Source organism: Rhodosalinus sediminis (genome assembly GCF_003385555.1).
In the GTDB taxonomy this organism is placed as follows: domain Bacteria; phylum Pseudomonadota; class Alphaproteobacteria; order Rhodobacterales; family Rhodobacteraceae; genus Rhodosalinus; species Rhodosalinus sediminis.
Window position 1 is genome coordinate 147519 of record NZ_QOHR01000003.1, and the last position, 23018, is coordinate 170536.

A 23018-nucleotide genomic window follows, 5' to 3' on the forward strand; every position below is an offset into this window, starting at 1 on the left:
CGGTCGCGGCGCGAACGCGCGCGCGACGGCGTGCGGAGCTGGCTCGCTCAGGGCTTCGGGTGGTCGTCGTAGTCGTCGCTGAGGATGCGGCGGGCGTCGCCCTCGGGGTCGTCGTACTGCCGCGAGCGGACGGTGAAGATGAAGAAGGCGAGGCCGAGCCCGCCGAGGAACACCGAGATCGGGATCAGATAGGCCAGAACGTTCATGCCCGCCCCTTCAGCCTGAGCGCGTTGAGCGAGACGGTAATCGAGGAGGCCGACATCGCCAAGGCCGCGACGAGGGGCGTCGCCCAGCCGACGACGGCGATCGGCACGGCGATCACGTTGTAGAGCGTGGCGAGGCGGAAGTTCTCGTGGATGCGCCGGTTGGCCGAGCGCGCCACGGTGAGGGCGTCGCCCACCGGCGCGAGGTCGCCCCCGAGGAGCACGATGTCGGAGGCCACGCGCGCCGCGTCGAGCGCCGAGGCGGGCGAGATGGAGACATGCGCCGCGGCGAGCGCGGCGGTGTCGTTCAGCCCGTCGCCCACCATGAGGACATGCGCGCCCGCCTCTTCGAGGGCGCGGATGCGGGCGGCCTTCTCCTCGGGGCGCACGGCGGCCTGCCATTCGGCGATGCCGAGCCGGCGGGCGAGGTCGGCGACCGGCGTCTCCGAATCGCCGGAGAGGAGGAGGAGGCGCTTGCCGTCGGCCGTCAGCGCGGCGACGGCGGCCTCGGCCCCCTCGCGCAGGCGGTCGGTGAAGGCGAAGGGCACCGGCGGCGCGTCCCCGACGGCGAGCCAGGCCTCGGTCGTCGCGCCCGGCGTCGCGCCGAGCCAGTCGGCGCGGCCGAGGCGCACGCGCCGGCCCTGCCAGAGCGCCTCGGTCCCCTGTCCCGGGATCTCGCGGAGGTCGCTCACGTCGGCCGCCGCGACGCCGCGGGCGGCGATCGCCTGCGCCAGCGCCTGCGAAAGCGGATGCGCCGACCCCTCGGCGAGGGCGCGGGCCAGCGCGAGCTCCGCCTCGCGCCGCGCGTCGAGGTTCACGGGCTCGGGCGTGCCGGCGGTGAGCGTGCCGGTCTTGTCGAAGACGACCGTGTCCACCGCCGCGAGGCGCTCGAGCGCTGTGGCGTTCTTGATCAGGAGCCCCTTGCGGAAGAGCCGGCCGGAGGCGGCGGTGGTCACCGCCGGCACGGCGAGGCCGAGCGCGCAGGGGCAGGTGATAATGAGCACGGCGGCCGCGATGTTGAGCGAGACGCGCAGGTCGCCCGACCAGATCAGCCAGCCGAGGAAGGAGAGCCCGGCGAGGATGTGCACCCCCGGCGCGTAGAGCTTCGCCGCCTTGTCGGCGAGCGGCGTGTAGCGAGCGCGCCCCGATTCGGCGACGGCGACGAGCTCGGTCATGCGGTGGAGCGAGGTCTCCTCGCCCACGGCGGTCGCGCGCAACGTCAGCGGGCCGGTCAGGTTCACTTCGCCCGCGCTGACGGCGAGGCCCGGCTCGGCGCGCACCGGCACCGTCTCGCCGGTCAGGAGGGAGCGGTCGAGCTCCGAGGTGCCCTCGACGATCTCGCCGTCCACCGGCATCCGCCCGCCGGGGCGGACCCGCACGAGATCGCCCGCGGCGAGATCGGCGACGTCCACGGTCTCCTCGGCGCCGTCGCGGAGGCGGATCGCGCGCGGCACCTCGAGCGCGGCGAGTTCCTCGGCCGCCGAGCGCGCGACGGCGCGGGTACGGTGGTCGAGCCAGCGGCCGGCGAGCAGGAAGAAGGTCAGCGCCACCGCCGCGTCGAAATAGGCATGCGCCCCGGAAAGCGCCGTCTCCCAGAGCGACGTGACCACGGCGAGGCCGATGGCCAGCGAGATCGGCACGTCCATGTTGAGCCGGCCCGCGCGCAGCGCGCTCCAGGCGTTGCGGAAGAAGGGCTGCGCCGAGAAGGCGATCGCCGGCAGCGCGATCGCCGCCGAGACCCAGTGGAAGAGGTCGCGCGTCGGCCCCTCCGCCCCGGACCAGACGGCGATCGAGAGCAGCATGACGTTCATCATGGCGAAGCCCGCCACCGCCATGCGCATCAGGAGGTCGCGGCCCGCACGGTCCGTCTCGGTCGCGGCGAGCGCGCCGGGGTCGAGTTCGTGCGCCTCGTAGCCCGCGCGCTCCAACACCGGGATCAGGTCGGCCGCGGTCACGCCCGGGTCGGCGTCGATCGTGGCGCGCTTGAGCGTCAGGTTGACCCGCGCCGCGCGCACGCCCGGCGCGGCGTCGAGCGCGCGCTCGACGCCCGCGATGCAGCCGGCGCAGTGGATCTTCGGCAGGGAGAGCGCGACGCGCGCGCCGGTCCGGTCCGCCGCCTTCTCGGCGATCTCGACCGCGGCGGGCGCCGCGGAACAGGCCGGACAGGCCGAGGCGCCGGGCGCCTGAAGCGTGCTCACGGTCGTCAGCCCCTCACGCTCAGTTGCAGACGTTTCTCGAAGGGCGTGCCGTCGGCGGCCTCCGCCTCGACCCGGACGGTCCAGTAGCCCTCGCCCAGATCGGCGGGCGCGACGTAGTCCCGCCCGTTGAAGTCGAGCGCGGCGGCGAAATCCGCGCGCTTGTGCGTGGGCCGGCCGACCACCGCCTCGAGGGCGGCGGGGCGCACCGGCTCGCCCGCCGGGCCGCGCAGCGACAGCACGAGATAGCCCTCGTCGAAGGTCGCCTCGGCCTGCCAGCCGAGCGCCTCCTGCGCGGCGCGGCGGTCGTCGAAGCTCTGCGAGGCGATGTAGGGGTTCTTCTCGGTCAGCCCCGGAAAGGTCGAGACCGCGTTCCACGCCATCGCCAGATTGACCGTGATGATCACCCCGAAGGCCCCGATGAAAATGGCAGCGGCGTGCTTGCCGGTCAGCTTGCGCTCGTCGCTCACTGGACGTCCCTCCCGAAGAAAACCGTGTCGTTGTGCGCCCGCTCCGAGTTGGTCAGGTCCTCGACCCAGAAGCGGAACTCGGTGCGCTCGGCGTCGGCCGGCCCGGAGTTCGGCGGCGCGACGACGTAGACCCGCTGAAGGTAGGTCTGGTTCGCCGGCACGGTCACCGTCTCGTAGGGCGTGCCCTCGAGCTGCACGCGCAGTTGCGGATGCCCCGTCAGCGTGATGCGGAAGGGCCGGTCCTCCCCGTGCTTGTTCAGCAGCCGCACGTCGTAGGTGTTGCGCACCGACCCGTCGGAGAGGATCACGTTGACCGGGTTGCGCTCCGGCGCGACGGTCATTTCGATGTCCGGCCGGATGAAGAGCGCGAAGAGGAGGCCGAGCCCCACGAGCGCCCAGAGCCCGGTGTAGAGCATGACCCGCGGGCGGAAAACGTGCTTCCAGACCGGCTTGGGCGCGCCACCCGCGCGTTCGCGGTCCTCGTCCGAGAGCGCGATGTAGTCGATGAGCCCGCGCGGCTTGCCGATCCGCTCCATCACGTCGTCGCAGGCGTCGATGCAGAGCGCGCAGGTGATGCAGGCGAGCTGCTGGCCGTCGCGGATGTCGATGCCCATGGGGCAGACGTTGACGCAGGCGTTGCAGTCGATGCAGTCGCCGAGGTTTTCCGCCCCCTCGCCCTTGCGGTGCTTGCCGCGCGGCTCGCCGCGCCAGTCGCGGTAGGCGACGGTCAGCGTCTCTTCGTCCATCATCGCCGCTTGGATGCGCGGCCAGGGGCAGGCGTAGATGCAGATTTGCTCCCGCGCGAAGCCGCCGAAGAAGAAGGTCGTCCCGGTCAGGATGGCGATGGTGATGTAGGCCGCCGGATGCGCGTCGAGCGTCACCAGATCGCGCGCCAGCGTCGGCGCGTCGGTGAAGTAGAAGACCCAGGCACCCCCCGTCGCCACCGCGATCAGGAGCCAGGTCGTCCACTTCGTCAGCCGCAGCCGCACCTTGCGGAAGTCCAGCTTCTTCTGGCGATGGAGCCGCAGGCGCGCGTTGCGGTCGCCCTCGATCCAGCGCTCGACGAGGATGAAGAGATCGGTCCAGACCGTCTGCGGGCAGGTGTAGCCGCACCAGACGCGCCCGAGCGCCGAAGTGAAGAGGAAGAGCCCGAGACCCGCCATGATCAGGAGCCCCGCGACGAAGTAGAACTCGTGCGGCCAGATCTCGATCCAGAAGAAGAAGAAGCGCCGGTTGGCGAGGTCGATCAGAACCGCCTGATCCGGCAGCTGCGGGCCGCGGTCCCAGCGCAGCCAGGGCGTCACGTAGTAGATCCCCAGAGTGACGATCATGATGATCCACTTGAGGTTGCGGAACCGGCCCGAGACACGGCGCGGGAAGATGGGCTCGCGCGCTTGGTAGAGCTTCGGGGCGTCGCTGTCGGTGCTGCTCACGGGGATTCGCTCCGGAAATCTGGCTATCCGTCGCAGGTTTTCTCGCAGCCCCCGCCGGGCGCGGCCTTGACCTGCATCAATTCCTTCATCTGTGATCCATCTATCCCCGGCGCGCTGCGTCACCGTGCCGCAGAGGAGGATGCCGCAGGGGCGTGCCGCGCGCACGCAGGCCTGCGGGCCGCGCCCCTCGGACACACCAGCGCAAGGCGCGCCCCATGCGTGCGCCGCACCGACCGATCTCGTGGAGTTTTCAGGTAACGTGGTGAGCCGTGCAGGATTCGAACCTGCGACCCAATGATTAAAAGTTGATCGGGATTGTTGCCATATCAAGCGGTTAAGTGCTACTTTAAACCTACGGTTTATAACTTTTGGGACGATGCGAGCGTGTCCAAGCCAGCGATCAACATCTACCGCGGGCTCTCGATCTACAAGGTCAAGAACTCGAAGAACTGGCAGATGAGGGTCTGGGACCGGAAGCGCAAAAAGTACGTGACGCGCTCCACCGGCGAGGCATCCTCGATCGAAGCGAAGAAGGTCGCGGTCGAGTACGGCTTGACGCTGCTCCAGACCGAGCGGCTCGTCGAGACCGAGTTCACGTTCAAGCACTACGCGATCAAGTTCCTGAACCAGTCTCGCCAGCGCGTCGCGAAGCAAGAGCGCAGCGAGGGCTACTACAAGTCCTCCCTCTGGGCGATCCAGAACGAGGACTGGGGGCTCGTCCGGGAGTTCGGCGACAAGGACGTCCGCAAGCTCCGCACTGTGGACTACCAGAACTACATCGACCGTCTGTCCGAGAAGCGCCCCGACGTGACCGCGTCCACCAAGAACACGCTCATGGCTGCGTTCCGGAACGTGCTGAAGGTTGCGCGCGATGAAGGGGTGATCGACGTCATCCCCTCCACACCGCGCACGAAACAGCGCGACAACCCGCGTCCGTTCTTCCGCTTCGCTCCCCTCGTTGCGAAGTCTGACGACGCGTACAAGAAGCTCATAGCGACAGCAGAGTAAGCGGCCGCCCATCACCCATCGCGGTGGGGATTGACTATTCGGAGAAGGTCCACGGCATGAGGTCCTCGATATCGCGCGTCATGTGCTGGTCGAGGATCTTGCGAAGCGTGGCGGCGATGTAGGCGTCCGGGTGCACGCCGTTGAGCCGGCATGTTCCGATGAGCGAGGCGATGCGTGCCCATGTCTCGGCCCCGTCGTCGGAGCCCGCGAAGAGCGCGTTCTTCCGTGTAAGGGGGATCGGCCGGATGGCGTTCTCGACCCCGTTGGTGTCCATCTCGAGGCGGCCGTCTGAGAGGAAGCGTGTCAGGCCGTCCCATCGCTTCAGCCCGTAACGGATATGCCGCGCGAGGTCGCTGGCCGAGGGCAGTTCCTGCAGGCGGGCCTCCAGCCATGGCCGCAGCGCATCGACGATGGGCTTCGACAGCGTCTGCCGAGCCGCCTGTCGAGCGTCGGGGGCCTTGCCCCGGACCTCCTTCTCGACTGCGTAGAGCTGGGCGATGCGTGCGACCATCTCCTCGCAGATCGGCGATGGCGTGTCCTGCCCGAACTTCACGAAGCGGCGGCGCCAATGCGTCCAGCAATAGGCGATGTCCCACGGCCGCGCCGTCTGCTTCGGATCGGCAAGACTGTCATAGCCCGTATGGCCATCGACCATCAGCGTGCCGCCGGCAAACCCCTTCAGCAGATCCCGAGCGACCTTGCCGCTGCGACTTCGGGAGTGGTGGAACACCACGACGGGCGGGTCCGTGCCGCCCCACCCACGCTGATCGCGCAGGATCGCCCAGAGATAATCCTTCCGGACCGTGCCCGTCCCCGGCGCCAGCACAGGCACGGTGGTCTCGTCCATCTGCAGGTGGCCGGACCGTTTCAGCGACGTGATCATGTGGTCGATGATCGGATCCAGAAGCTGCGCCGCGCGCCCGGACCAGTTCGCCAGCATGGACCGATCGAGATCGATCCCTTGCCGGCGGTAGATGTCCGCCTGACGGTAAAATGGCAGATAGTCGCCGAACTTCGAGACCATGGTGTGCGCCACCAGCGCCTCCGTCGGCAGACCGCGCGGCACCAGCCATTCGGGCGCTGGTGCCTGGACATGCGAGGCGCCGTCGCAGGACCGGCAGACGTATTTCGGGCGCACCGTGACCAACACGCGGAACCGCGCCGGGATGACATCCAGCCGCTCGCTCCGATCCTCGCCCACCTTGACCATCTCGCCGCATCCGCACGGGCACAGGGTGCTGTCGGGCTCGATCACCCGTTCGACCCGCTCCAGATGGGGCGGCAGGTGCCCCTTGTTCCGCCGGGACGTGCGGGCGGCCGTCTTCTCGTTCCCGGTGGCCTTGGCGGCCGCGTCGCTGGCTTCGGCGAGCCGGCCTTCGGCGACTTCCACATCCTCGAAGGGCAGATGCTGCTGGTCGGGATCGGACTTCTCGGACGTCGCGCCGAATTTGTCCCGGCGCAGCTGCGCGATCATGCGCTCCAAGCGCGCACGGGCTTCCTCGGAGGTGGCGAGACGGCTCTCCGCCTCGGCACGAGCGGCCTCGGCAGAGGTGCGTGCCGCCTCGGCGACGGCGAGCTGCCGCTCGAGATCGGCCACCCGGGCCGCGCTGATCGCTCCGCTCGATGCCATGATCCGATCATATCACCCGGGCCAGGCCGATACCCCCATAAAGCAAGGCCCGAGTCATCCTGTCGCAGCTACCCCGCGCGCGTCGGGCGGGGCCGGCGCTCCGCTCGAACCGCGCGCCAGTCGATGCCCTCGAACAGCGCCGAGAACTGCGCCGGCGACAACCGGATCGTGCCATCTGCCGGCGTCGGCCACTGGAAGGCGCCCCCTTCCAATTTCTTGTAAATCAGCACGAGCCCCGTCTGGTCCCAGACCAGGCATTTCATCGCGTCGCCCCGCTTCGAGCGGAAGACGAAGACCGCGCCGCTGAAAGGGTCATGCCCCAGGACCTCCTGCACGATCAGCGACAACCCGGCATGCCCCTTGCGGAAATCCACCGGCCGCGTCGCCAGATAGACCCGATGGGGCCCGCCCGGCAGGATCACGATGCGCCTCGAACGGCCGCGATCACCCTGCTCAGGTGCGTCGGGTCGAAGGTCGGCGGGACGTCGATGCGGATGTCGCCTATCTCGAGCGTCAGCGGCCCCGATCCTCCATCAGGCAGATCCCCGGCCGCCTCGGAGACCGACACAGGCAAGAACGCGAGCGCCTCCTCGTGCGGCATCGGCAAAAGTCCGTCACGCGCAGCGCGACGCCAGGCGTGCAGTTGCGGGGCGGAGATCTCGTGCCTACGCGCGACCTCCGCAACCGTCACCCCGTCACGATACGTCTCGAGGACGATCGCCGCCTTCACGTGCTCGGGCCAGCGTCGACGACCCGTCGGACCGCTCACGACCTCGATACGCCCACAGTAACCGTCGCCGTCACTATGAACCCGCAATATTCGCCGAACGCGGCGCAGGGGCCTGTTTGATGGCCCGGCGCAGGGGGTGACGGGGCATCGAGAATGCACGGGCGACTGGTGGACGGCGGTCATACACGCATAGCCTGCGGGTTGGCTCCTCCTGGCAACGAACGCGTGTTCCGGAGGGAATGACCTCGCATGCGCGATGACGCCGCGTGGTCAGGCAGCGTTCACTTGTGGCTTGAAGGACGGTCGGCCGGAGCGGGCTCAAGGACCGGCCCAGTGCATCCGGGCGATCCGCGGCCAGAGAAGGGACCAGAAGGGCGCGGCGCTGCTGGAGAGCGCGAGCGTCATCCGGCGGCCTGAGAGGACGAGCCGGGCGCCGGCGCGGAGCACGCGCTCGCGCAGGCGGCGCAGGCTCCAGCCGGGCCAGGTGGCGTGGGCCATGGCGCGGCGGGCGATGTGCATCAGCTGGTAGGCGAGGACGAAGATGAGCAGCCGGACCTCGTGTGCGGGGCGAAGGCATCGACGGCCTCGGAGGCGCTCGGAGGCCTCCGACCCCGCCAGTGCGACTTCGGCCGGTTGGTCGACGAGAGCGCGGGGGCGAGGACGTCCTTCAGTTCGCCCATATGACCCTCAGCGGTGCCGCGCTCGCGGTAGTGGTCGAGCACCTCCTGTCGGCTCATCTGACCATGATCCAGCGAGGTCACGAGGAAGAAGCGGTCGAGCAGCAGATCGTCCTCGCGCTCCTTGACGACGAGCACGATGCGGCGGGCCCGCTCCCAGCTCTCGGCCTGGTAGGTGAGCGAATGCAGCCACATGCGCGGCTCGGCCGGGCGCCGGCCTGGAGGCCGCTTCATGTAGGGCGCCGCGAGGCGGTCGAGCGCGGGGTTGGCGCGTAGGCGCGCGACGTAGTCGATTCCGCGCTCTTCGAGGCCGGCGAGGAGCCCGGCGGAAGGAAAGCCGGCATCGATGCGCACCATCGCCACGTCGCAGAGGCTGGCTTGTGCCTGATCAACCACGTCGAGGATTACCTCGGTCGCGCCGTCAGCGGTGCCGACAGCGCCAGGGCGCAGACGCGCGTCGAGCATGTCGCCGGTTTCAGCGACGGAGGTGACGAGGGGGTGGTAGATCCGTCCCCGATAATGGCCATTCCACTCGGCCTTGGGCTGGTGCCCATGTACATCGATTGGAAGGCTGTCGACATCGAGGGTCAGCCGCCGGGGCCGCTTGCCGCCCCGCTCGGCGCGCGCGGCCCGAGCACCGAGTTCGAGGGCGGCCTTGCGCAGCACCGACCGGTTGGACGGCTCGGCCATGATGGCGGTGAAGCGCGACAGCGTGGGCTGCGAGGCGAGGCCATGCGGGCGGTCGAGCGGGGTCCGTCCGGAGGCCGAACTGGCCGCCAGCCGGAAGGCGGGGTCGTCCCTGAGCGCGTCCGCGTCGTCGTGGTCACGCCAGCCCTGCGCGGCGAGCAGAACGCTCGTCCGGATGAGCGAGGGGAGGTCATGGACGACATCCTCCCGCCGCCGCGGATCGGTCAGCTGAGGGTTCATCCACTCAACGATGCCGCTTCGCTCCATGATTTCGCGCAGCACCACGGCCCCGGCGTCACTGGTCAGCCGCTCGGCCCGGCTCTCGACGCGCAGGGACCTGTTGAACCCCGCAGCGACCGGCTGTAGCGTTTCACCCATGGCGTGCTCCGAACGTTGCTGTCGGGTTTCGTGTAGCAACTTGATTCTACAGAGCTTTCGCGGGCACGCCAGCCATTTCCCCCAATTTCGATGAATAAGGTCGGATGAAAACTTCCGGAAGTTTGTACGTCATCAGCCATGCGAGACCTCCTGCTCAGGCAGGCGTCATCTCGGCCGACAGGCCCTGTCAAACAACACGGGTGATGGGCGGCCGCTTACACAGCAGACGCGATGGCGAACGAGCACGTCGAAGTGCGCGGGCTGCCGGTCACGCACGAGCTCTACGACTTGATCCTGTTCATCGTGCACTCCTTCGTCCGCCCCACGACGACCGAGCTCTACGCGCTGCGCCACAACGACGTCGTTGTCGCGGACGACCCGAAGCGACTGATTCTGACCGTGCGCAACGGTAAGACCGGCTATCGAGCCGCGAACACGATGGAAGCCGCTGTCAGCGTGTATCAGCGCATCTGCGAACGATACCCCGACGCGTCCGGCGAAGACTTCTTGTTTCTACCTGACTACGCGAACCGGACGACCGCGTCGAAAATCATTCAACGTCAGTTCCACGCGCTGTTGAAGCGCGCGGAAATCGAAACCGACATCTTCACCGGCAAGAACCATACCCTGTACTCGCTTCGTCACACCGCGATCTGCATGAGGATCATCCTGAGCGGCGGCAAGGTGAACATCTACAATCTCGCAAAGAACGCGGGAACGAGCGTCGACCAGATCGAACGCTTCTATGCGAAGCACCTGCCTCTCTCACGCGAAATGGCGGAGAACCTCCAAGCCTTCGCGGACTAAAAAATTTCCATCAATGAAGGATTTTTTCGGGAAACCGACCGCAAGCGCATATAAATAAAAGCATCAGGACGTAACCGGCATTTACCCCTGACCATATCTGATCATCGTGAGTGATGGTCGACGAACCTGTTGTTCGAGGGTGAGGAACAACACGCATAGAAGCGCAGAGGATTGCGTGGAGCTAGTCGACCCCCATGAGTGCGATGATCCCTCACCAGCAGCAAAGTTGGGAATGCTGCTTCAACAACCTACCCTTCACGACGCGGGCAACGCGACCACTTGCGACCCGCACACGCGCTTTTAGTCGCCTCATTGGCTGAAGATGCGTGACCGCTGGGAGAAGCGATGCTTCTTGAAGCTGAGCATAGGATGAGACCGCCCAACCGCCATCCGTCGCGTTAATCGTGAATTGCTCAAATGAGGTGCGTTATGCTGGAACGCCTTCGCCCGGTCGGAGGGTGAAGTGCGTCAACACCACAAAACAAAAAAATAATAAAATCACCATGACCCTGAGCGAAGCGAAGCTCATACGAACGAAGTGAGTATGAGTATCCAGAACAAGCTTCAAAAGATCCTGAAGAATATAAAGTGCTTTGCTCGCTTCGCTCGCAAAGACTTCGTTGCACTTCCTGGCTGGGTTGCCGGTATTATGTCTCGGGATAAAAGAAATATAAATAATTTACGATAAATCATTTCCACAACGGAGCTTCAAAATGCACTACCCTACAGTTCTTGTGAACTACCGCATTCCTGTTTCGCTGAAGCGGGACTTCGAAGACGCGTGTCGTCGGCTCAACGTGCCGATGACCGCGCAGATCAACCTGCTCATACGCCAGTTCGTGCGCGAACAAAAGCGAGAGCGACAACAGCCGACTGATAGCTTTGAACCACTCAACTTCTACAGCACAGAGGAGATCAACACATGATACGCAAAGCAGCTTTTCCCCGCACGCACGAAGACTTAGTCCGAGCGATCGCTCGCATGGACATCAGCGAGTTCGACGTCATCGAACCCGTGTCTCCGTCCGAAACGAAGAACGTCACCGACCAGATCAAGACGTTCGCGCAAAACGGCGATAACGTAACAATCATCTTGGTCAGATCGTCATGATGCGCTTCAAGACCTTCATCGAGACCGAAGACGCTCAAGAGCAAGAGCAGCTGGACGAAAGTATCCTCCGCACCGGAGCGCTCACCACATACGCGACGAAAGCGCGTTCAGCTGGCAATAAGTCAGAGCAGGCGTTCAAAGCTGCACGAAGCGAGCTCCAACGTCCGCTTTCGGACGATACGCTCGAAACGCGTGTCGAGCGAATCGACAAAGCGCTCGACAAGATGCTCGAAGGACTTCTCCATCAACGCGAGCAGATCGGCAACGGCGTCGCTGTCGACTACGCTGGGCATACCTTCGCACAGCGCCAGAGCCGGAAGTCGCGGTAACCGACCTCGATTCCACTCATGACATAATGTTCCTTTCTAAACGAGTCCGACTAAGCCACTCATTTTAGTCGGACTTTTTTTGCGCCCTTGTGGAACTTCGGTTTCCAGTCATGTTGGAACTCGACAAAACGACCATTTTACAATGGGTTAGATATGGCACTCGGCAAGCAAGCGAAGATCCTCACGAAGAAGCAGATCGACCAGCTCACCTGGTATGTCGGCACGCTACGCCATGGCGTGCGCAACCAGGTGATCGTCATGCTCTCCGTCAAAGCTGGTCTTCGGGCGAAAGAGATCGCGTCGCTCACGTGGGCGATGGTCACCGACGCGGACGGCGACATCGCCGACGTCATCGCGCTCACCGATAAAGCAGCCAAAGGACGTAGCGGACGCATCATCCCGATGAACATGCAGCTACGTCACAAGCTCGAGGACTTGCTCGACGCTAAACGTGCGCGTGACGACTTCGACCTCGCGTCCTCGCACGTCATACGCACAGAGCGCGCGTCTCGCACGTCCCCACAAGCTGTCGTCAACATGTTTACGCGCTGGTATACCGACCTCGGACTGGCAGGTTGCTCGTCACACTCGGGACGTCGCACCTTCATCACGAACGCCGCGAAGAAGATCAGCACCGTGGGAGGCTCGCTCCGCGACGTCCAAGCGCTCGCGGGACACTCATCCCTCACCGTCACGCAGCGCTACATCGAAGCCGAGGGCGAAGCACAGCGGAAGATCGTCGACCTCATGTGACGCGTGCGTGCAGCACGCCAAGGACTTGTCGCGAGCACGCTTCAATACTTGCCGGGAAAAACCCCGCTCGCGGCGTTCGTCGCGAGATTACGCGCTTTTTGTAGGTACCGCATGAACTGCCTACGGTTCCGACTTTGGCTCGTGTCCTTTCCAGCCATAATCTCCTCTGCGTAGAATCGCACCGCAGCCGGGAACATAGGACGCGTATAGCGATACCCACGCTCGCGGATCCAATCGTCGCGCCCTTTCGCCCACCGGTAGAAATCTAAAGCTGTGCCACTTATACGTCCCCGCTTATCACCCTCAGCATGATCGAGCCAGATACGATATAACCGCAGCATCATGTTAGCTCGATCAAGATATTTGAGGAACGCTCTCTCGTAGCCCTCGCTTAGCGCGAATTTTCCCGACGCCGAAATGGCGAGAGCAGCACCAGCGCCATGTTCCTCGAGCAACTGCGACACGTCCTTCAACGTCTCGCGCGGTTCCTTTTTGAGCGGAATACGCACAACGATCGAGTTTGCGTCAGTTTCCACTATCTCCCCGTGCTGCACCACCCGAACTCCAAGGTCGGCAGCGAATAGCTCACGCCACCTTCCCGAACCCCACCATTCATTGAATGGCATCTCCCAGATCGAACCCCATTCCTTGTAGTGCTCATAATCGACGTCGATTTCTGGATCGACGTGCGCAAGCTTCAAGAACTCGAACCACAACCGATAGGGTTCGACCTGTTTCGCCGGCAATTGAAAGGCTCCATCGCCCGACCACTTTTTCGGCATGAACGCCCTCCATTTCCACTGGAAACCCAAAGTGGACAACCCGAAGTTCGGCAAGCCCAGCTCGTCTTGTCACTCAAAACACAGCTACAAACAACTATATTATAATTGTCAGCGGGCGACACAGCAAAGGCTCGATCTGGCACTTCCAACCACCACTATTGAAAGGAAATGAACATGTCTACGAACAACCTTCCCGTCCTCGCCAGCAACCAAGTCGACGTAGAGAACTTCGTCGATCGAATCAAGAAGCATATGAGCGATGCTACCTTCGCCTGGCGTCAAATCTCCGAAATTCTCGCTGAAGCGGCAAATGAATTCGGTTGCGACTCTGACAAGATGAAGTCCCTGCGCAAGCAGACTGGCTTCAGCAAGAGCAAGGTCTCAAAGTTAATCGCCATCGCTACGAGCAAGCGTCTCTCTGAAAATTACGCGCTCTTCCAAACGACTCACGCGTGGACAGTTCTTTATGAAGTCACGAAGTTGACCGATGAAGAATTCGACACCCTCCTTGAAAATGTCAGCGTTGGCGACATCATCACGCAGAGCACAGTCAACAAAGCGCGCAAAAAGACTGTCAAAGAGCCAGATCCTTACAAGACTGTGTTCAATCTCCAGATTGACTTGAACGCCCTCAAATCTGGCATGTTCAGCGGGACAGATTACGAAGAGCTGTACAATGCCATCGAGAAAATCCAGAACACGCTGAACTACGTGCGTGTTGTCGAGACTAATCAGTTCGAAAATGACGCAGCACGTTATGTAGCAGAAATCGAGCGAGAGTTCGACAAAGCAGTGCGTAAAGAGTATTCAGCTGCTCTAAGTTCCTACAAGTCTCGTTCGAGCGACAAAACCATGTTTGGAGCTTACACGAAAGAAGAACTTAATCAGCTAATGCGCGATAAAGACTACGCTGCCGCATTCGACGCTCTGGACAGCGATCGCTTTGATCAGGCACGCCTCTACGAGGAAGCGTCAAGCAAGGTCGAAGCGAAACGGGCAAATAAGTTCGGTCCCCTTGTCCGTCCGCACAATGAGTTCGCAAACACTGAAATTCAGAGCGCAGCATAAAATACAAACTCATCGTAACTTCTCGAAGCGCTGCTCCATGCAGCGTTTTTTTGTATCGAGCAGAAATTCGCGTTTCCACTGGAAAAAGAGGGCGCACATGTCGCTAGAAGCGGATAGGCTCAAACCTCACGCTCAAGCTGGGAGACGACTCGTCGAAGTAGTCGATCGAGCTATTCGTCTCGGTGTAGCCCGCGACGACATCGATGTTGCGTCCTCACACGTCATCCGCACAGAGCGCGCGTCTCGCACTTCCCCACAAGCTGTCGTCAACATGTTCACGCGCTGGTATGCCGATCTCGGACTGGCAGGTTGCTCGTCACACTCGGGATGTCGCACCTTCATCACGAACACAGAAAAGAGGATCAGCATGTTGTTACGGCTCAACCAGCCGAACCTCGCACTGCCCTGTGAAGACATCCGTATAAAATCCAAACAGTTGCTTTGTGATGGTGAGAGTAGCATTTCCCGTCATCATATCAATTGAGTAGACTTCCAGTATGTCAGCAGGCTGAGTTTCAATCGTTAGGTAAGATTTGCTGCCCCGGTATATGTACCGAACTTCCCCTTGATACACACGGTCCTCGCCGTACTTGACATGAACTGTATTGCCGACCTGTGGCGCGTATTCATCAAGAACAAACAAGGTCTCTTTTAGGTTTTGGAAGTTTTGATCATTTTCTAACTCACCATCATCCCGAAACCCCACACGTTGCCCTGTCCATTGCTGAGCTTCACATAAAATAACGAGCAGACCAGCAGAAAAAACGGGGCTAGCGCAAAAACACGATATAAAAGCGATAAACGCAAAAAGAGGTTTCACTGTACCACTCCTGCAATCAAGCATTATGTCGTACAAGTGAGCAAATAGCATGTCAAGCACCGCACGACGTCGAGCTGCGGTGAAAGTTGCTCGGTTTTCAGGTTGTTCGATGTGGTCAAACCGTTAGGTCGGCTACGAGTGCGTTGCACACACTCCGCACGCGCCGCGCATCAAGCGACTCAGTCAGCACGCACACCCACACCACCTTTATAGGTGTTTACAACTTTAAGCTTGAAAGGTGCTGCGCCCCGTGTGCACCAAAAACCCTTGATTTCCTTGGGTTTTTGGTGAGCCGTGCAGGATTCGAACCTGCGACCCACTGATTAAAAGTCAGTTGCTCTACCAGCTGAGCTAACGGCCCACGTGGAGCGCTTCTAGAAACAGCGCGGGGGGCGGTCAACCCCCGAAACATGCGCTCCGCGCGCCACTGGAAAGCTGCCGTCGCGGGGCGTATATCCGGCGCATGGATCGTCGCGCGGACACCGGCCTGCCCTTCATGAAGATGCACGGGCTCGGCAACGACTTCGTCGTGATCGACGCGCGCGCCCGCGCCGTCGAGGTCACGCCCGCGCTCGCCCGGGCGCTCGCCGATCGCCACCGCGGCGTGGGCTTCGATCAGCTCGCGCTGATCCGCGCGGACGCGGCGGCCGACGCGCGGCTCGAGTTCCTGAACGCCGACGGCTCGCCCTCGGCCGCCTGCGGCAACGCCACCCGCTGCATCGCCCGCCACCTGATGGAGGAAACGGGCCGCGACGCGCTGCGCCTCGCCACGGCGCACGGGGTCCTCTCCGCCGAGCGGCGCGGGGCGCTCACGGCGGTCGACATGGGGCCCCCGGGGCTCAACTGGCGCGACGTGCCGCTGGCCGGGGCGATGGACACGCTGGAGCTCCCTCTCGAGGGCGCGCCGACGGCGACCGGCATGGGCAACCCGCATTGCACCTTCTTCGTCGACGACGCCGAGGCCGTGGACCTCGCCGCGCTCGGCCCCCGGATCGAGCATGACGCGCTCTTCCCCGAGCGCACGAACGTCCAGGTGGCGAGCCTTGCCGGCCCCGACCGCCTGCGCGTGCGCGTCTGGGAGCGCGGCGCCGGCGTCACGCTGGCCTCGGGCTCGTCCTCCTGCGCCGCCGCCGTGGCGGCGGCGCGGCGCGGGCTCACCGGGCCGCGGGTGACGGTGATCCTCGACGGCGGCACGCTCGAGATCGACTGGCGCGCCGAAGGCGTCCGGATGACCGGGCCGACGGCGCATGTCTTCTCCGGCACCCTGACGCCCGCCTTCCTCGAGGCGCTGGCATGACGGCGCCGCGCTTCACCACCTTCGGCTGCCGCCTCAACGCCTACGAGACGGAGGCGATGCACCGCATGGCGGAGGACGCGGGCCTCGACGACGCCGTGGTGGTCAACACCTGCGCCGTCACCGCGGAGGCCGTGCGCAAGGCCCGGCAGGAGATCCGCCGCCTGCGCCGCGACAACCCGGAGGCGCGCATCGTGGTCACCGGCTGCGCCGCGCAGACGGAGCCCGGGACCTTCGCCGCCATGGAGGAGGTCGACCACGTCCTCGGCAACGCCGAGAAGATGCGCCCGGAAACCTGGGGGGCGCTCGCCGGCACGCCGGACACCGAGCGCGTGCAGGTGGACGACATCATGTCGGTGCGCGAAACCGCCCATCACCTGATCGACGGCTTCGGCACCCGCGCGCGCGCGCACGTCCAGATCCAGAACGGCTGCGACCACCGCTGCACCTTCTGCATCATCCCCTACGGCCGCGGCAATTCCCGCTCGGTGCCCGCGGGCGTCGTGGTGGACCAGATCCGCCGCCTGCGCGACGCGGGCTACAACGAGGTGGTGCTCACCGGCGTGGACCTGACGAGCTGGGGCGCCGATCTGCCCGGCCGTCCGCCGCTCGGCGATCTGGTGCGGCGCATCCTGAAGCTGGTGCCGGACCTGCCGCGCCTGCGCCTTTCCTCGATCGATTCGATCGAGGCGGACCCCGCGCTGATGGAGGCTCTGGCGACCGAGCCGCGGCTCATGCCGCACCTGCATCTCTCGCTGCAGCACGGTGACGACCTGATCCTCAAGCGCATGAAGCGCCGCCACCTGCGCGACGACGCCATCCGCTTCTGCGAGGAGGCGCGCCGCCTGCGCCCCGACGTGGTCTTCGGCGCCGACATCATCGCGGGCTTCCCGACCGAGACGGAGGAGGCCTTCGCCAATTCCCTCCGCCTCGTCGAGGAATGCGGCCTCACCTGGCTGCACGTCTTTCCCTTCTCGCCGCGCGCCGGCACCCCCGCCGCGCGCATGCCGCAGCTCGACGGCGCCACGATCCGCGACCGCGCCCGCCGCCTGCGCGCCGCCGGCGCGCGCCGCCGCACCGCCTGGCTCGCCGCGCAGACGGGCTCGGAGCAGCGCGCCCTCATGGAAAGCCCGCGCCTCGGCCGCACGGAAGGCTTCGCCGAGGTGACCTTCGACGCCGACCACCCCGTGGGCGAGATCGTCCCGGCCCGCATCACCGGCCACGACGGCACCCGCCTGACCGCCTGACCGCCCGGCCCCCGCGCCGGGCACAAGAGCCATCGGCCCACCCATGCGCGGGGCCGAGGGGCCTGCCACCAACCGCCAATCAGCCCCGAGGGGCGACGCCTCCCCCGCAGACCGCCCCCGTCTCACCCCGAACAGCCGGGGGCGACCGGCCGCAGGTCGGGCCGCAGCGCCTCCGCACGAGCGTCGAAGCCCCCGCCTGCACGCCGCCGCACGGCCCGGCGCCGTCGAAAACCACAAGGCCCGCGGCCGGCACTCCCTTGCGTCCCCCTTGGAGACGCCCCGAAGGCCCGGACACCTCCCGCCCCATCATCTTGGTCCAAATACTCCGGGGGTGAATTGGCCGCAGGCCAAGAGGGGGCAGCGCCCCCTCCTCCCGTCCCCGCTCGCGCCCCGCGTTGACAGCTCCGCCCCCGCGGCGCAGCCTGCATGCGATCGACAAGAGAGACCGCCCGATGCTCCAGCTTCATGCCTCCGCCGCCTCGCCCTACGTGCGCAAGGTGCGCGTCGCCGTCCGCGAACTCGGCCTGGACGCGGAGGTGGAGGAGATCGACACCGCGACCACGCCCCTCGGGACCGACCCGCGGCTCGCCACGGTCAATCCGCTGGGCAAGATCCCGGCGCTCGTGCGGGACGACGGGCCGGCGCTCTACGACAGCCGGGTGATCTGCCGCTACCTGAACGACCGCGCCGGGGGCGCGCTCTATCCCGAGAGCCGCATCTGGGAGGTGGCGACGCTCGAGGCGACGGCGGACGGCATCCTCGACGCGGCGGTGCTCATGGTCTACGAGACGCGCTTCCGGCCCGAGCCGCACCGCTCCGAGGACTGGCTCGAGGCGCAGTGGGCGAAGATCGCCCGCGCGCTCGACGCGCTCGGCGGGCGCTGGATGAGCCATCTCTCGGGCCGGCTCGACATCGGGCAGATCGCGGTGGGCTGCGCGCTCGGCTACCTCGATTTCCGCCACCCGGAGCGCAACTGGCGCGAGGGCCGCGGCGCGCTCGACGACTGGTTCGCGGTCTTCGCCAAGCGGCCCGCGATGGTCGCCACGCGCCCGCCGGCGCCGTGAACGTCGGGCGCCCGGGCTGACGAGCGGCGCGCCGCCGTGGCGGCACCGCGCCTGCCCTCGGCAGGGCCGGCGCCCCCGACCGTCCGGGCCGGGCGAGCGAAGACGCGCCGCCATCGACAGCCCGACGACCGGAGCGCGAGAGGTTATACCCGGCCCGCGCCGGCCTCAAGAAGCGCCGCCGCGGCATCGGCGCCGCGGGGGCGCGGCATTGTATCGCTGGACGGCTCCCGCGCGGCTCGCTACATAGCCAAACGATGACGCCCGGACCGCGCTGCGGTCGGGCGTGGCATTGATCCGGCCCGAGCCGGCCCAGAGATGGAGAAGCCGCATGTCCCACGCTGAGGACCATCAGGGAACCAGACGCGATTTCCTCTACTACGCGACGGCCGGCGCGGGGGCGGTGACGGCCGGCGCCGCCATCTGGCCCCTCGTCGACCAGATGAACCCCTCCGCCGACGTCGAGGCGCTGTCGACCATCCGCGTCGACATCTCGACGCTTCAGCCCGGCACGCAGCTCACGGTGAAGTATCTCGGCAAGCCGGTCTTCATCCGTCGCCGCACCGCCGAGGAAATCGCCGCCGAACAGGACGTCGACGTCGACAGCCTGATCGACCCGATCGCGCGCAACCCCAACGTCGGCGGCGACGCGCCCGCCACGGACGCCAACCGCGCGCTCGACGCGGACGGCGAGTGGCTGGTGCAGATCGGCGTCTGCACGCACCTCGGCTGCGTGCCGATCGGCGACGGCGCGGGCGACTACAGCGGGTGGTTCTGCCCCTGCCACGGCTCGCACTACGACGGCGCCGGGCGTATCCGCAAAGGCCCCGCGCCCGAGAACCTGCACATCCCCGTCGCCGAGTTCGTCGACGAGACCACGATCAAGCTGGGCTAAGGAGGCGCACCGATGTCCGGAATTCCGCACGACCATTACGAGCCCGCCTCGGGCGGCGAGAAGTGGCTGCATCGGCGTCTGCCGATCGTCGGCCTGCTCTACGACACGATCATGATCCCCACGCCCAAGAACCTCAACTGGATGTGGATCTGGGGGATCGTGCTCACCTTCACGCTGGTGCTGCAGATCGTCACCGGCATCGTGCTGGTGATGCACTACACGCCGCACGCCGACATGGCCTTCGCCAGCGTCGAGCACATCATGCGGAACGTGAACGGCGGCCACATGCTGCGCTACATCCACATGAACGGCGCGTCGCTCTTCTTCGTGGCGGTCTACGCGCACATCGCGCGCGGGCTCTACTACGGCTCCTACAAGGAACCACGCGAGATCACCTGGATCATCGGCATCCTGATCTACATCCTGATGATGGCCACCGCCTTCATGGGCTACGTTCTGCCCTGGGGTCAGATGTCCTTCTGGGGCGCGACGGTGATCACCGGCCTCTTCGGCGCGATCCCCTTCGTGGGCGATTCGCTGCTGGTGTGGCTGCAGGGTGGCCCGGCCGTGGGCAACGCGACGCTGCAGCGCTTCTTCTCGCTGCACTACCTGATGCCCTTCATCATCCTCGGGCTGTCGATGGTGCACATCTGGGCCTTCCACACGACGGGCAACAACAACCCGACGGGTGTCGAAGTGCGCCGCACCTCGAAGGCCGAGGCCGAGAAGGACACCGTGCCCTTCTGGCCCTACTTCGTGATGAAGGACCTCTTCGCGCTCGGCATCATCTTCATCGTCTTCCTCGCCATCGTCGGCTTCATGCCCAACTACCTCGGGCACCCCGACAACTACATCGAGGCCGATCCGCTCGTGACGCCCGCGCACATCGTGCCGGAGTGGTACTTCCTGCCCTTCTACGCGATCCTGCGCGCCTTCGACGACTCGGTCTGGATCGTGCAGTTCGCGGGCTTCATCACCGGCGGCATCATCGACGCGAAGTTCTTCGGCGTGCTGGCCATGTTCGGCTCGATCATCGTGGTTGCGCTGGTGCCGTGGCTCGACACCTCGAACGTGCGCTCGGGCCGCTACCGGCCGATGTTCAAGTGGTGGTTCGCCCTCTTCTGCGTGGACTTCTTCGTCCTGATGTGGGCGGGCGCCATGCCGGCCGAGGGCATCTATCCGACCATCGCCCTGATCGGCGCGACCTACTGGTTCGCCTTCTTCCTGGTGATCCTGCCGCTGCTCGGCGTCTTCGAGAAGCCGGCGCCGCAGCCCGCGACCATCGAGGAAGACTTCAAGGAACACCTCGCGCCCTCCGGCGGGACCAAGATCGCCGAGACCCCCGCCGAGTGACCCGGGCCGACAGAAAGGAACCGCGAGACATGTTCAGAACCTTCGCCATCGCCGCTGCCACCGCGCTCTCCGTGGCCGGCAGCGGGGCCTTCGCCGCCGGCGGCGCGGGCGAGGTGACCGACTACGACTTCTCCTTCGAGGGGCCGTTCGGCACCTACGATCAGGCGCAGCTGCAGCGGGGCCTGCAGGTCTACACGCAGGTCTGCGCCTCCTGCCACGGGCTGGAGCACGTGCCGATCCGCACGCTGTCGAGCGAGACGGGCCCGGGCATGCCGATGGATCAGGTCCGCGCCTACGCGGCGGACCTGATGGTCATCGATCCGGCGGCCAACCCGGATATCGTCGATCCCGACACCGGCGACGTGCAGGAGCTCAAGCCCGTCAACCACTTCCCCGCGAACGAGAGCCAGGGCGCGCCCGACCTCTCGCTCATGGCGAAGGCGCGCGCGGGCTTCAGCGGCCCCTACGGCACCGGCCTCAACCAGCTCTTCAAGGGCATGGGCGGCGCCGAATACATCGCCTCGCTGCTGATGGGCTACACCGGCGAGGACAAGCTGGAGGCCGGTGCGCTCCTCTACGAAAACAAGGTCATGGATGGCGGCTGGATCAACATGGCGCCGCCGCTCTACGAGGGCGCGGTCGAGTATCAGGATGGCACCCCGGCCACCGAGGAGCAGATGGCCAAGGACGTCGCCGCCTTCCTGATGTGGACGGCCGAGCCGAAGATGATGGAGCGCAAGCAAGCCGGCTTCACCGGCGTGCTGTTCCTGACGGTGCTGACCGTGCTGCTCTACCTGACGAACAAGCGCATCTGGGCGCCGATCAAGGCCCGCGCGAAGTCCGACGAGAGCTGAGCGCGGCAGGATCGCCCGCGAAACGCCCCTGCGCCGCCCGGCGCGGGGGTTTTTTCTTGCCCGTTCAGCCCTCGCGCAGGTGCCGGCGGAAGGCCCGCTTCAGAAGATCGAGCTCGGCGCGCAGGCGCCCGACCTCCGCGCGCAGATCGTCCTCGAGCGCCTCGCCCGCGGCGAGCGTCACGCGCTCCAGCGTCTCGCCCGTCCCGGCCGCGCGAATCACGAGGGTATGCACCCCCTCCCCCACCAGCGCCGGCGGCACGGGCACCCGCAGGTGCCAGCGCCCGGCCTCGTCCGCGGTGAGGCGGACCTCCGGCACCGGGCGGCCCGCGTGCAGCACCTCGACCGCCGGGCGGTCCGCGCCGGCGCCCTGCACCTCGCCCTCCCAGACGCCGTTGGCGAATCGGGTGCGCGTCACGCTGAGGCCGTCGGTCATGGTTCCTCCCTCACAGCGCGGCCCGCGGGTGGCGCGAGAGCACCACGTCGCCGAGCGCGATCCGGTTCATCGCGGGCCGCTCGAAGATCAGGTCGAGCCAGAGCCGCTCCACCCGCTTCTCGTTGAGCGCCGAATAGGCGAGGTCGAATTCGACCACCGCGGGCGCGTCGGCCACGGGCACCTCGCGCAGGATCTGCTCGGTGTTGGGGCCGTGGCGGATGTTGAGCCGCGCGTAGACGGCGAGCGGCTCTTCCAGCGCGAGCGTGAGCGCGGCGCGCACCACGTGGCGCCGCAGGAGCCCCTCGGCCGCGTCCCTCGGCAGATCGAGGGCGAGGGACAGGTAGCTTCCGGCGAAGCCGAACACCTCGACGGCGAGCGCGCAGGGCGCGCCCTCCTGCCCCCATGGGCCGTCCTGCGCGATGGCGATCTCGCCCAAGGGGCAGTCGTGAAAGAGCGCGAGATCGGCGCCGAGCCGCACGCCTGAGACGGGCGTCACGCCCGACGCCGACGCAAGGGGCGCGCGCCACGCCTCGGGCCGCCAGGCCCAGTCGGTGCCCGGCACGGCCACATCGGGCGCCGCCGCCGCGTCGGCCGCGAGCCGCCGGTCCGCCACGGCGAGGAACTGCCCCAGTGCCCGGTGAAGCGGCAGGGCGCGCGCGCGACCGTCGCGCAGCGCCGCGAGCGGCGCCGTCTCCGCCCGCCGCGCCGCGCGGCGCCATTGGCGCAGCGCCGCGTCCTGCCTCATGCGGCCGATCGGTCCGTCGTCGCCCATCCCGCCGATGTCCTGTCCCTCGTGTCGA

At 66.0% G+C, this 23018-nt stretch carries 26 protein-coding genes and 1 tRNA gene; 13 read left to right on the plus strand and 14 right to left on the minus strand.

Annotated features, from left to right (window positions below; all coding sequences use genetic code 11):
- Window positions 1–47 precede the first annotated feature (47 nt).
- From ccoS to ccoG, 4 genes are read right to left on the minus strand one after another with little or no spacing between them, the layout of a single operon-like run.
- On the minus strand, window positions 48–206 hold the full coding sequence (gene ccoS / locus DRV84_RS04240; RefSeq protein ID WP_115978627.1) for a cbb3-type cytochrome oxidase assembly protein CcoS: 159 nt from the start codon (window positions 204–206) through the stop codon (window positions 48–50).
- Entirely contained in the window at window positions 203–2401 is a 2199-nt protein-coding gene (locus tag DRV84_RS04245; RefSeq protein WP_115978628.1) for a heavy metal translocating P-type ATPase, read from the minus strand. Before DRV84_RS04245 ends, ccoS begins: the two co-directional genes overlap by 4 nt.
- Before the next feature lie 5 nt (window positions 2402–2406).
- Window positions 2407–2868, minus strand: a complete 462-nt coding sequence (locus tag DRV84_RS04250) for a FixH family protein (RefSeq protein ID WP_115978629.1) — start codon at window positions 2866–2868, stop codon at window positions 2407–2409.
- Window positions 2865–4301, minus strand: coding sequence for a cytochrome c oxidase accessory protein CcoG (gene ccoG / locus DRV84_RS04255; protein WP_115978630.1), 1437 nt, complete (start codon window positions 4299–4301; stop codon window positions 2865–2867). The genes DRV84_RS04250 and ccoG overlap by 4 nt, the downstream gene beginning before the upstream one ends.
- A gap of 384 nt (window positions 4302–4685) precedes the next feature.
- On the opposite strand from ccoG, the gene DRV84_RS04260 reads away from it, so the two are divergent.
- Window positions 4686–5309 carry a hypothetical protein gene (locus DRV84_RS04260; protein ID WP_115978631.1) on the plus strand — a complete coding sequence of 208 codons (624 nt, stop codon included), beginning with the start codon at window positions 4686–4688 and terminating at the stop codon, window positions 5307–5309.
- A gap of 34 nt (window positions 5310–5343) precedes the next feature.
- Here DRV84_RS04260 and tnpC read toward each other — a convergent pair whose 3' ends face one another.
- From tnpC to DRV84_RS04285, 5 genes are all read right to left on the minus strand, one after another.
- Window positions 5344–6939 (minus strand): IS66 family transposase, encoded by a 1596-nt coding sequence (gene tnpC / locus DRV84_RS04265; protein ID WP_115978632.1) that lies wholly within the window; start codon window positions 6937–6939, stop codon window positions 5344–5346.
- A gap of 68 nt (window positions 6940–7007) precedes the next feature.
- Window positions 7008–7361, minus strand: coding sequence for an IS66 family insertion sequence element accessory protein TnpB (gene tnpB / locus DRV84_RS04270; protein WP_115978633.1), 354 nt, complete (start codon window positions 7359–7361; stop codon window positions 7008–7010).
- The gene (gene tnpA, locus DRV84_RS16130; protein WP_115978634.1) at window positions 7358–7852 is read right to left on the minus strand and encodes an IS66-like element accessory protein TnpA; all 495 of its coding nucleotides are present in this window, start codon (window positions 7850–7852) and stop codon (window positions 7358–7360) included. The genes tnpB and tnpA overlap by 4 nt, the downstream gene beginning before the upstream one ends.
- A 135-nt stretch (window positions 7853–7987) precedes the next feature.
- On the minus strand, window positions 7988–8188 hold the full coding sequence (locus DRV84_RS16135; RefSeq protein ID WP_115978635.1) for a hypothetical protein: 201 nt from the start codon (window positions 8186–8188) through the stop codon (window positions 7988–7990).
- On the minus strand, window positions 8188–9411 hold the full coding sequence (locus DRV84_RS04285) for an IS1380 family transposase (RefSeq protein WP_115978636.1): 1224 nt from the start codon (window positions 9409–9411) through the stop codon (window positions 8188–8190). Before DRV84_RS04285 ends, DRV84_RS16135 begins: the two co-directional genes overlap by 1 nt.
- A gap of 231 nt (window positions 9412–9642) precedes the next feature.
- Between DRV84_RS04285 and DRV84_RS04290 the strand changes: the two genes are divergently transcribed.
- From DRV84_RS04290 to DRV84_RS04300, 5 genes are all read left to right on the plus strand, one after another.
- Window positions 9643–10218 carry a site-specific integrase gene (locus tag DRV84_RS04290; protein ID WP_115978637.1) on the plus strand — a complete coding sequence of 192 codons (576 nt, stop codon included), beginning with the start codon at window positions 9643–9645 and terminating at the stop codon, window positions 10216–10218.
- Window positions 10219–10931: 713 nt separating this feature from the next.
- On the plus strand, window positions 10932–11144 hold the full coding sequence (locus DRV84_RS15385; RefSeq protein WP_147298825.1) for a hypothetical protein: 213 nt from the start codon (window positions 10932–10934) through the stop codon (window positions 11142–11144).
- Window positions 11141–11329: a hypothetical protein gene (locus DRV84_RS15390; RefSeq protein ID WP_147298826.1), complete on the plus strand. Its 189-nt coding sequence runs from the start codon at window positions 11141–11143 to the stop codon at window positions 11327–11329. The genes DRV84_RS15385 and DRV84_RS15390 overlap by 4 nt, the downstream gene beginning before the upstream one ends.
- Window positions 11329–11658, plus strand: a complete 330-nt coding sequence (locus DRV84_RS04295) for a hypothetical protein (protein WP_147298827.1) — start codon at window positions 11329–11331, stop codon at window positions 11656–11658. The genes DRV84_RS15390 and DRV84_RS04295 overlap by 1 nt, the downstream gene beginning before the upstream one ends.
- Window positions 11659–11811: 153 nt before the next feature.
- Window positions 11812–12411, plus strand: a complete 600-nt coding sequence (locus tag DRV84_RS04300) for a tyrosine-type recombinase/integrase (RefSeq protein ID WP_115978639.1) — start codon at window positions 11812–11814, stop codon at window positions 12409–12411.
- Between the two features lie 41 nt (window positions 12412–12452).
- On the opposite strand, the gene DRV84_RS15395 is transcribed toward DRV84_RS04300, so the two are convergent.
- Window positions 12453–13193 (minus strand): hypothetical protein, encoded by a 741-nt coding sequence (locus tag DRV84_RS15395; RefSeq protein ID WP_147298828.1) that lies wholly within the window; start codon window positions 13191–13193, stop codon window positions 12453–12455.
- A 174-nt stretch (window positions 13194–13367) separates the two neighbouring features.
- On the opposite strand from DRV84_RS15395, the gene DRV84_RS15400 reads away from it, so the two are divergent.
- Window positions 13368–14261, plus strand: a complete 894-nt coding sequence (locus DRV84_RS15400) for a hypothetical protein (protein ID WP_147298829.1) — start codon at window positions 13368–13370, stop codon at window positions 14259–14261.
- A gap of 373 nt (window positions 14262–14634) precedes the next feature.
- On the opposite strand, the gene DRV84_RS15405 is transcribed toward DRV84_RS15400, so the two are convergent.
- Both DRV84_RS15405 and DRV84_RS04305 read right to left on the minus strand, forming a co-directional pair.
- Entirely contained in the window at window positions 14635–15081 is a 447-nt protein-coding gene (locus DRV84_RS15405) for a hypothetical protein (RefSeq protein WP_147298830.1), read from the minus strand.
- 285 nt (window positions 15082–15366) lie between these two features.
- Window positions 15367–15442: transfer RNA gene (locus DRV84_RS04305), tRNA-Lys, on the minus strand.
- Window positions 15443–15544: 102 nt separating this feature from the next.
- Here DRV84_RS04305 and dapF point away from each other — a divergent pair.
- From dapF to DRV84_RS04335, 6 genes are all read left to right on the plus strand, one after another.
- Window positions 15545–16378 (plus strand): diaminopimelate epimerase, encoded by an 834-nt coding sequence (gene dapF / locus DRV84_RS04310; protein ID WP_115978640.1) that lies wholly within the window; start codon window positions 15545–15547, stop codon window positions 16376–16378.
- A complete protein-coding gene (mtaB, locus tag DRV84_RS04315) occupies window positions 16375–17622 on the plus strand; it encodes a tRNA (N(6)-L-threonylcarbamoyladenosine(37)-C(2))-methylthiotransferase MtaB (RefSeq protein WP_115978641.1) in 1248 nt (415 codons plus the stop codon). The genes dapF and mtaB overlap by 4 nt, the downstream gene beginning before the upstream one ends.
- Before the next feature lie 452 nt (window positions 17623–18074).
- Window positions 18075–18686 (plus strand): glutathione S-transferase, encoded by a 612-nt coding sequence (locus tag DRV84_RS04320; RefSeq protein ID WP_115978642.1) that lies wholly within the window; start codon window positions 18075–18077, stop codon window positions 18684–18686.
- Window positions 18687–19014: 328 nt separating this feature from the next.
- A complete protein-coding gene (gene petA, locus DRV84_RS04325; protein ID WP_115978643.1) occupies window positions 19015–19578 on the plus strand; it encodes a ubiquinol-cytochrome c reductase iron-sulfur subunit in 564 nt (187 codons plus the stop codon).
- A 12-nt stretch (window positions 19579–19590) separates the two neighbouring features.
- Entirely contained in the window at window positions 19591–20931 is a 1341-nt protein-coding gene (locus DRV84_RS04330; RefSeq protein WP_115978644.1) for a cytochrome b, read from the plus strand.
- Window positions 20932–20960: 29 nt separating this feature from the next.
- A complete protein-coding gene (locus tag DRV84_RS04335; protein WP_115978645.1) occupies window positions 20961–21785 on the plus strand; it encodes a cytochrome c1 in 825 nt (274 codons plus the stop codon).
- Between the two features lie 64 nt (window positions 21786–21849).
- Here DRV84_RS04335 and DRV84_RS04340 read toward each other — a convergent pair whose 3' ends face one another.
- Entirely contained in the window at window positions 21850–22218 is a 369-nt protein-coding gene (locus DRV84_RS04340) for a hypothetical protein (RefSeq protein WP_115978646.1), read from the minus strand.
- Between the two features lie 10 nt (window positions 22219–22228).
- On the minus strand, window positions 22229–22963 hold the full coding sequence (locus DRV84_RS04345) for a DUF6478 family protein (protein ID WP_239994978.1): 735 nt from the start codon (window positions 22961–22963) through the stop codon (window positions 22229–22231).
- Window positions 22964–23018 lie beyond the last annotated feature (55 nt).

What these genes read in the sequence shown, in the direction of transcription:
- DRV84_RS04330 (WP_115978644.1), top strand. Translation starts at nt 19,591, where the DNA reads ATGTCCGGAATTCCGCACGACCATTACGAGCCCGCCTCGGGCGGCGAG.
- DRV84_RS04285 (WP_115978636.1), bottom strand. Translation starts at nt 9,411, where the DNA reads ATGGGTGAAACGCTACAGCCGGTCGCTGCGGGGTTCAACAGGTCCCTG.
- DRV84_RS15390 (WP_147298826.1), top strand. Translation starts at nt 11,141, where the DNA reads ATGATACGCAAAGCAGCTTTTCCCCGCACGCACGAAGACTTAGTCCGA.
- DRV84_RS15400 (WP_147298829.1), top strand. Translation starts at nt 13,368, where the DNA reads ATGTCTACGAACAACCTTCCCGTCCTCGCCAGCAACCAAGTCGACGTA.
- DRV84_RS04290 (WP_115978637.1), top strand. Translation starts at nt 9,643, where the DNA reads ATGGCGAACGAGCACGTCGAAGTGCGCGGGCTGCCGGTCACGCACGAG.
- DRV84_RS04320 (WP_115978642.1), top strand. Translation starts at nt 18,075, where the DNA reads ATGCTCCAGCTTCATGCCTCCGCCGCCTCGCCCTACGTGCGCAAGGTG.
- DRV84_RS04335 (WP_115978645.1), top strand. Translation starts at nt 20,961, where the DNA reads ATGTTCAGAACCTTCGCCATCGCCGCTGCCACCGCGCTCTCCGTGGCC.
- DRV84_RS04345 (WP_239994978.1), bottom strand. Translation starts at nt 22,963, where the DNA reads ATGAGGCAGGACGCGGCGCTGCGCCAATGGCGCCGCGCGGCGCGGCGG.
- tnpC (WP_115978632.1), bottom strand. Translation starts at nt 6,939, where the DNA reads ATGGCATCGAGCGGAGCGATCAGCGCGGCCCGGGTGGCCGATCTCGAG.
- dapF (WP_115978640.1), top strand. Translation starts at nt 15,545, where the DNA reads ATGGATCGTCGCGCGGACACCGGCCTGCCCTTCATGAAGATGCACGGG.
- DRV84_RS15395 (WP_147298828.1), bottom strand. Translation starts at nt 13,193, where the DNA reads ATGCCGAAAAAGTGGTCGGGCGATGGAGCCTTTCAATTGCCGGCGAAA.
- ccoS (WP_115978627.1), bottom strand. Translation starts at nt 206, where the DNA reads ATGAACGTTCTGGCCTATCTGATCCCGATCTCGGTGTTCCTCGGCGGG.
- tnpA (WP_115978634.1), bottom strand. Translation starts at nt 7,852, where the DNA reads ATGACCGCCGTCCACCAGTCGCCCGTGCATTCTCGATGCCCCGTCACC.
- DRV84_RS04300 (WP_115978639.1), top strand. Translation starts at nt 11,812, where the DNA reads ATGGCACTCGGCAAGCAAGCGAAGATCCTCACGAAGAAGCAGATCGAC.
- mtaB (WP_115978641.1), top strand. Translation starts at nt 16,375, where the DNA reads ATGACGGCGCCGCGCTTCACCACCTTCGGCTGCCGCCTCAACGCCTAC.
- DRV84_RS16135 (WP_115978635.1), bottom strand. Translation starts at nt 8,188, where the DNA reads ATGCACATCGCCCGCCGCGCCATGGCCCACGCCACCTGGCCCGGCTGG.
- DRV84_RS04340 (WP_115978646.1), bottom strand. Translation starts at nt 22,218, where the DNA reads ATGACCGACGGCCTCAGCGTGACGCGCACCCGATTCGCCAACGGCGTC.
- DRV84_RS04295 (WP_147298827.1), top strand. Translation starts at nt 11,329, where the DNA reads ATGCGCTTCAAGACCTTCATCGAGACCGAAGACGCTCAAGAGCAAGAG.
- petA (WP_115978643.1), top strand. Translation starts at nt 19,015, where the DNA reads ATGTCCCACGCTGAGGACCATCAGGGAACCAGACGCGATTTCCTCTAC.
- DRV84_RS15385 (WP_147298825.1), top strand. Translation starts at nt 10,932, where the DNA reads ATGCACTACCCTACAGTTCTTGTGAACTACCGCATTCCTGTTTCGCTG.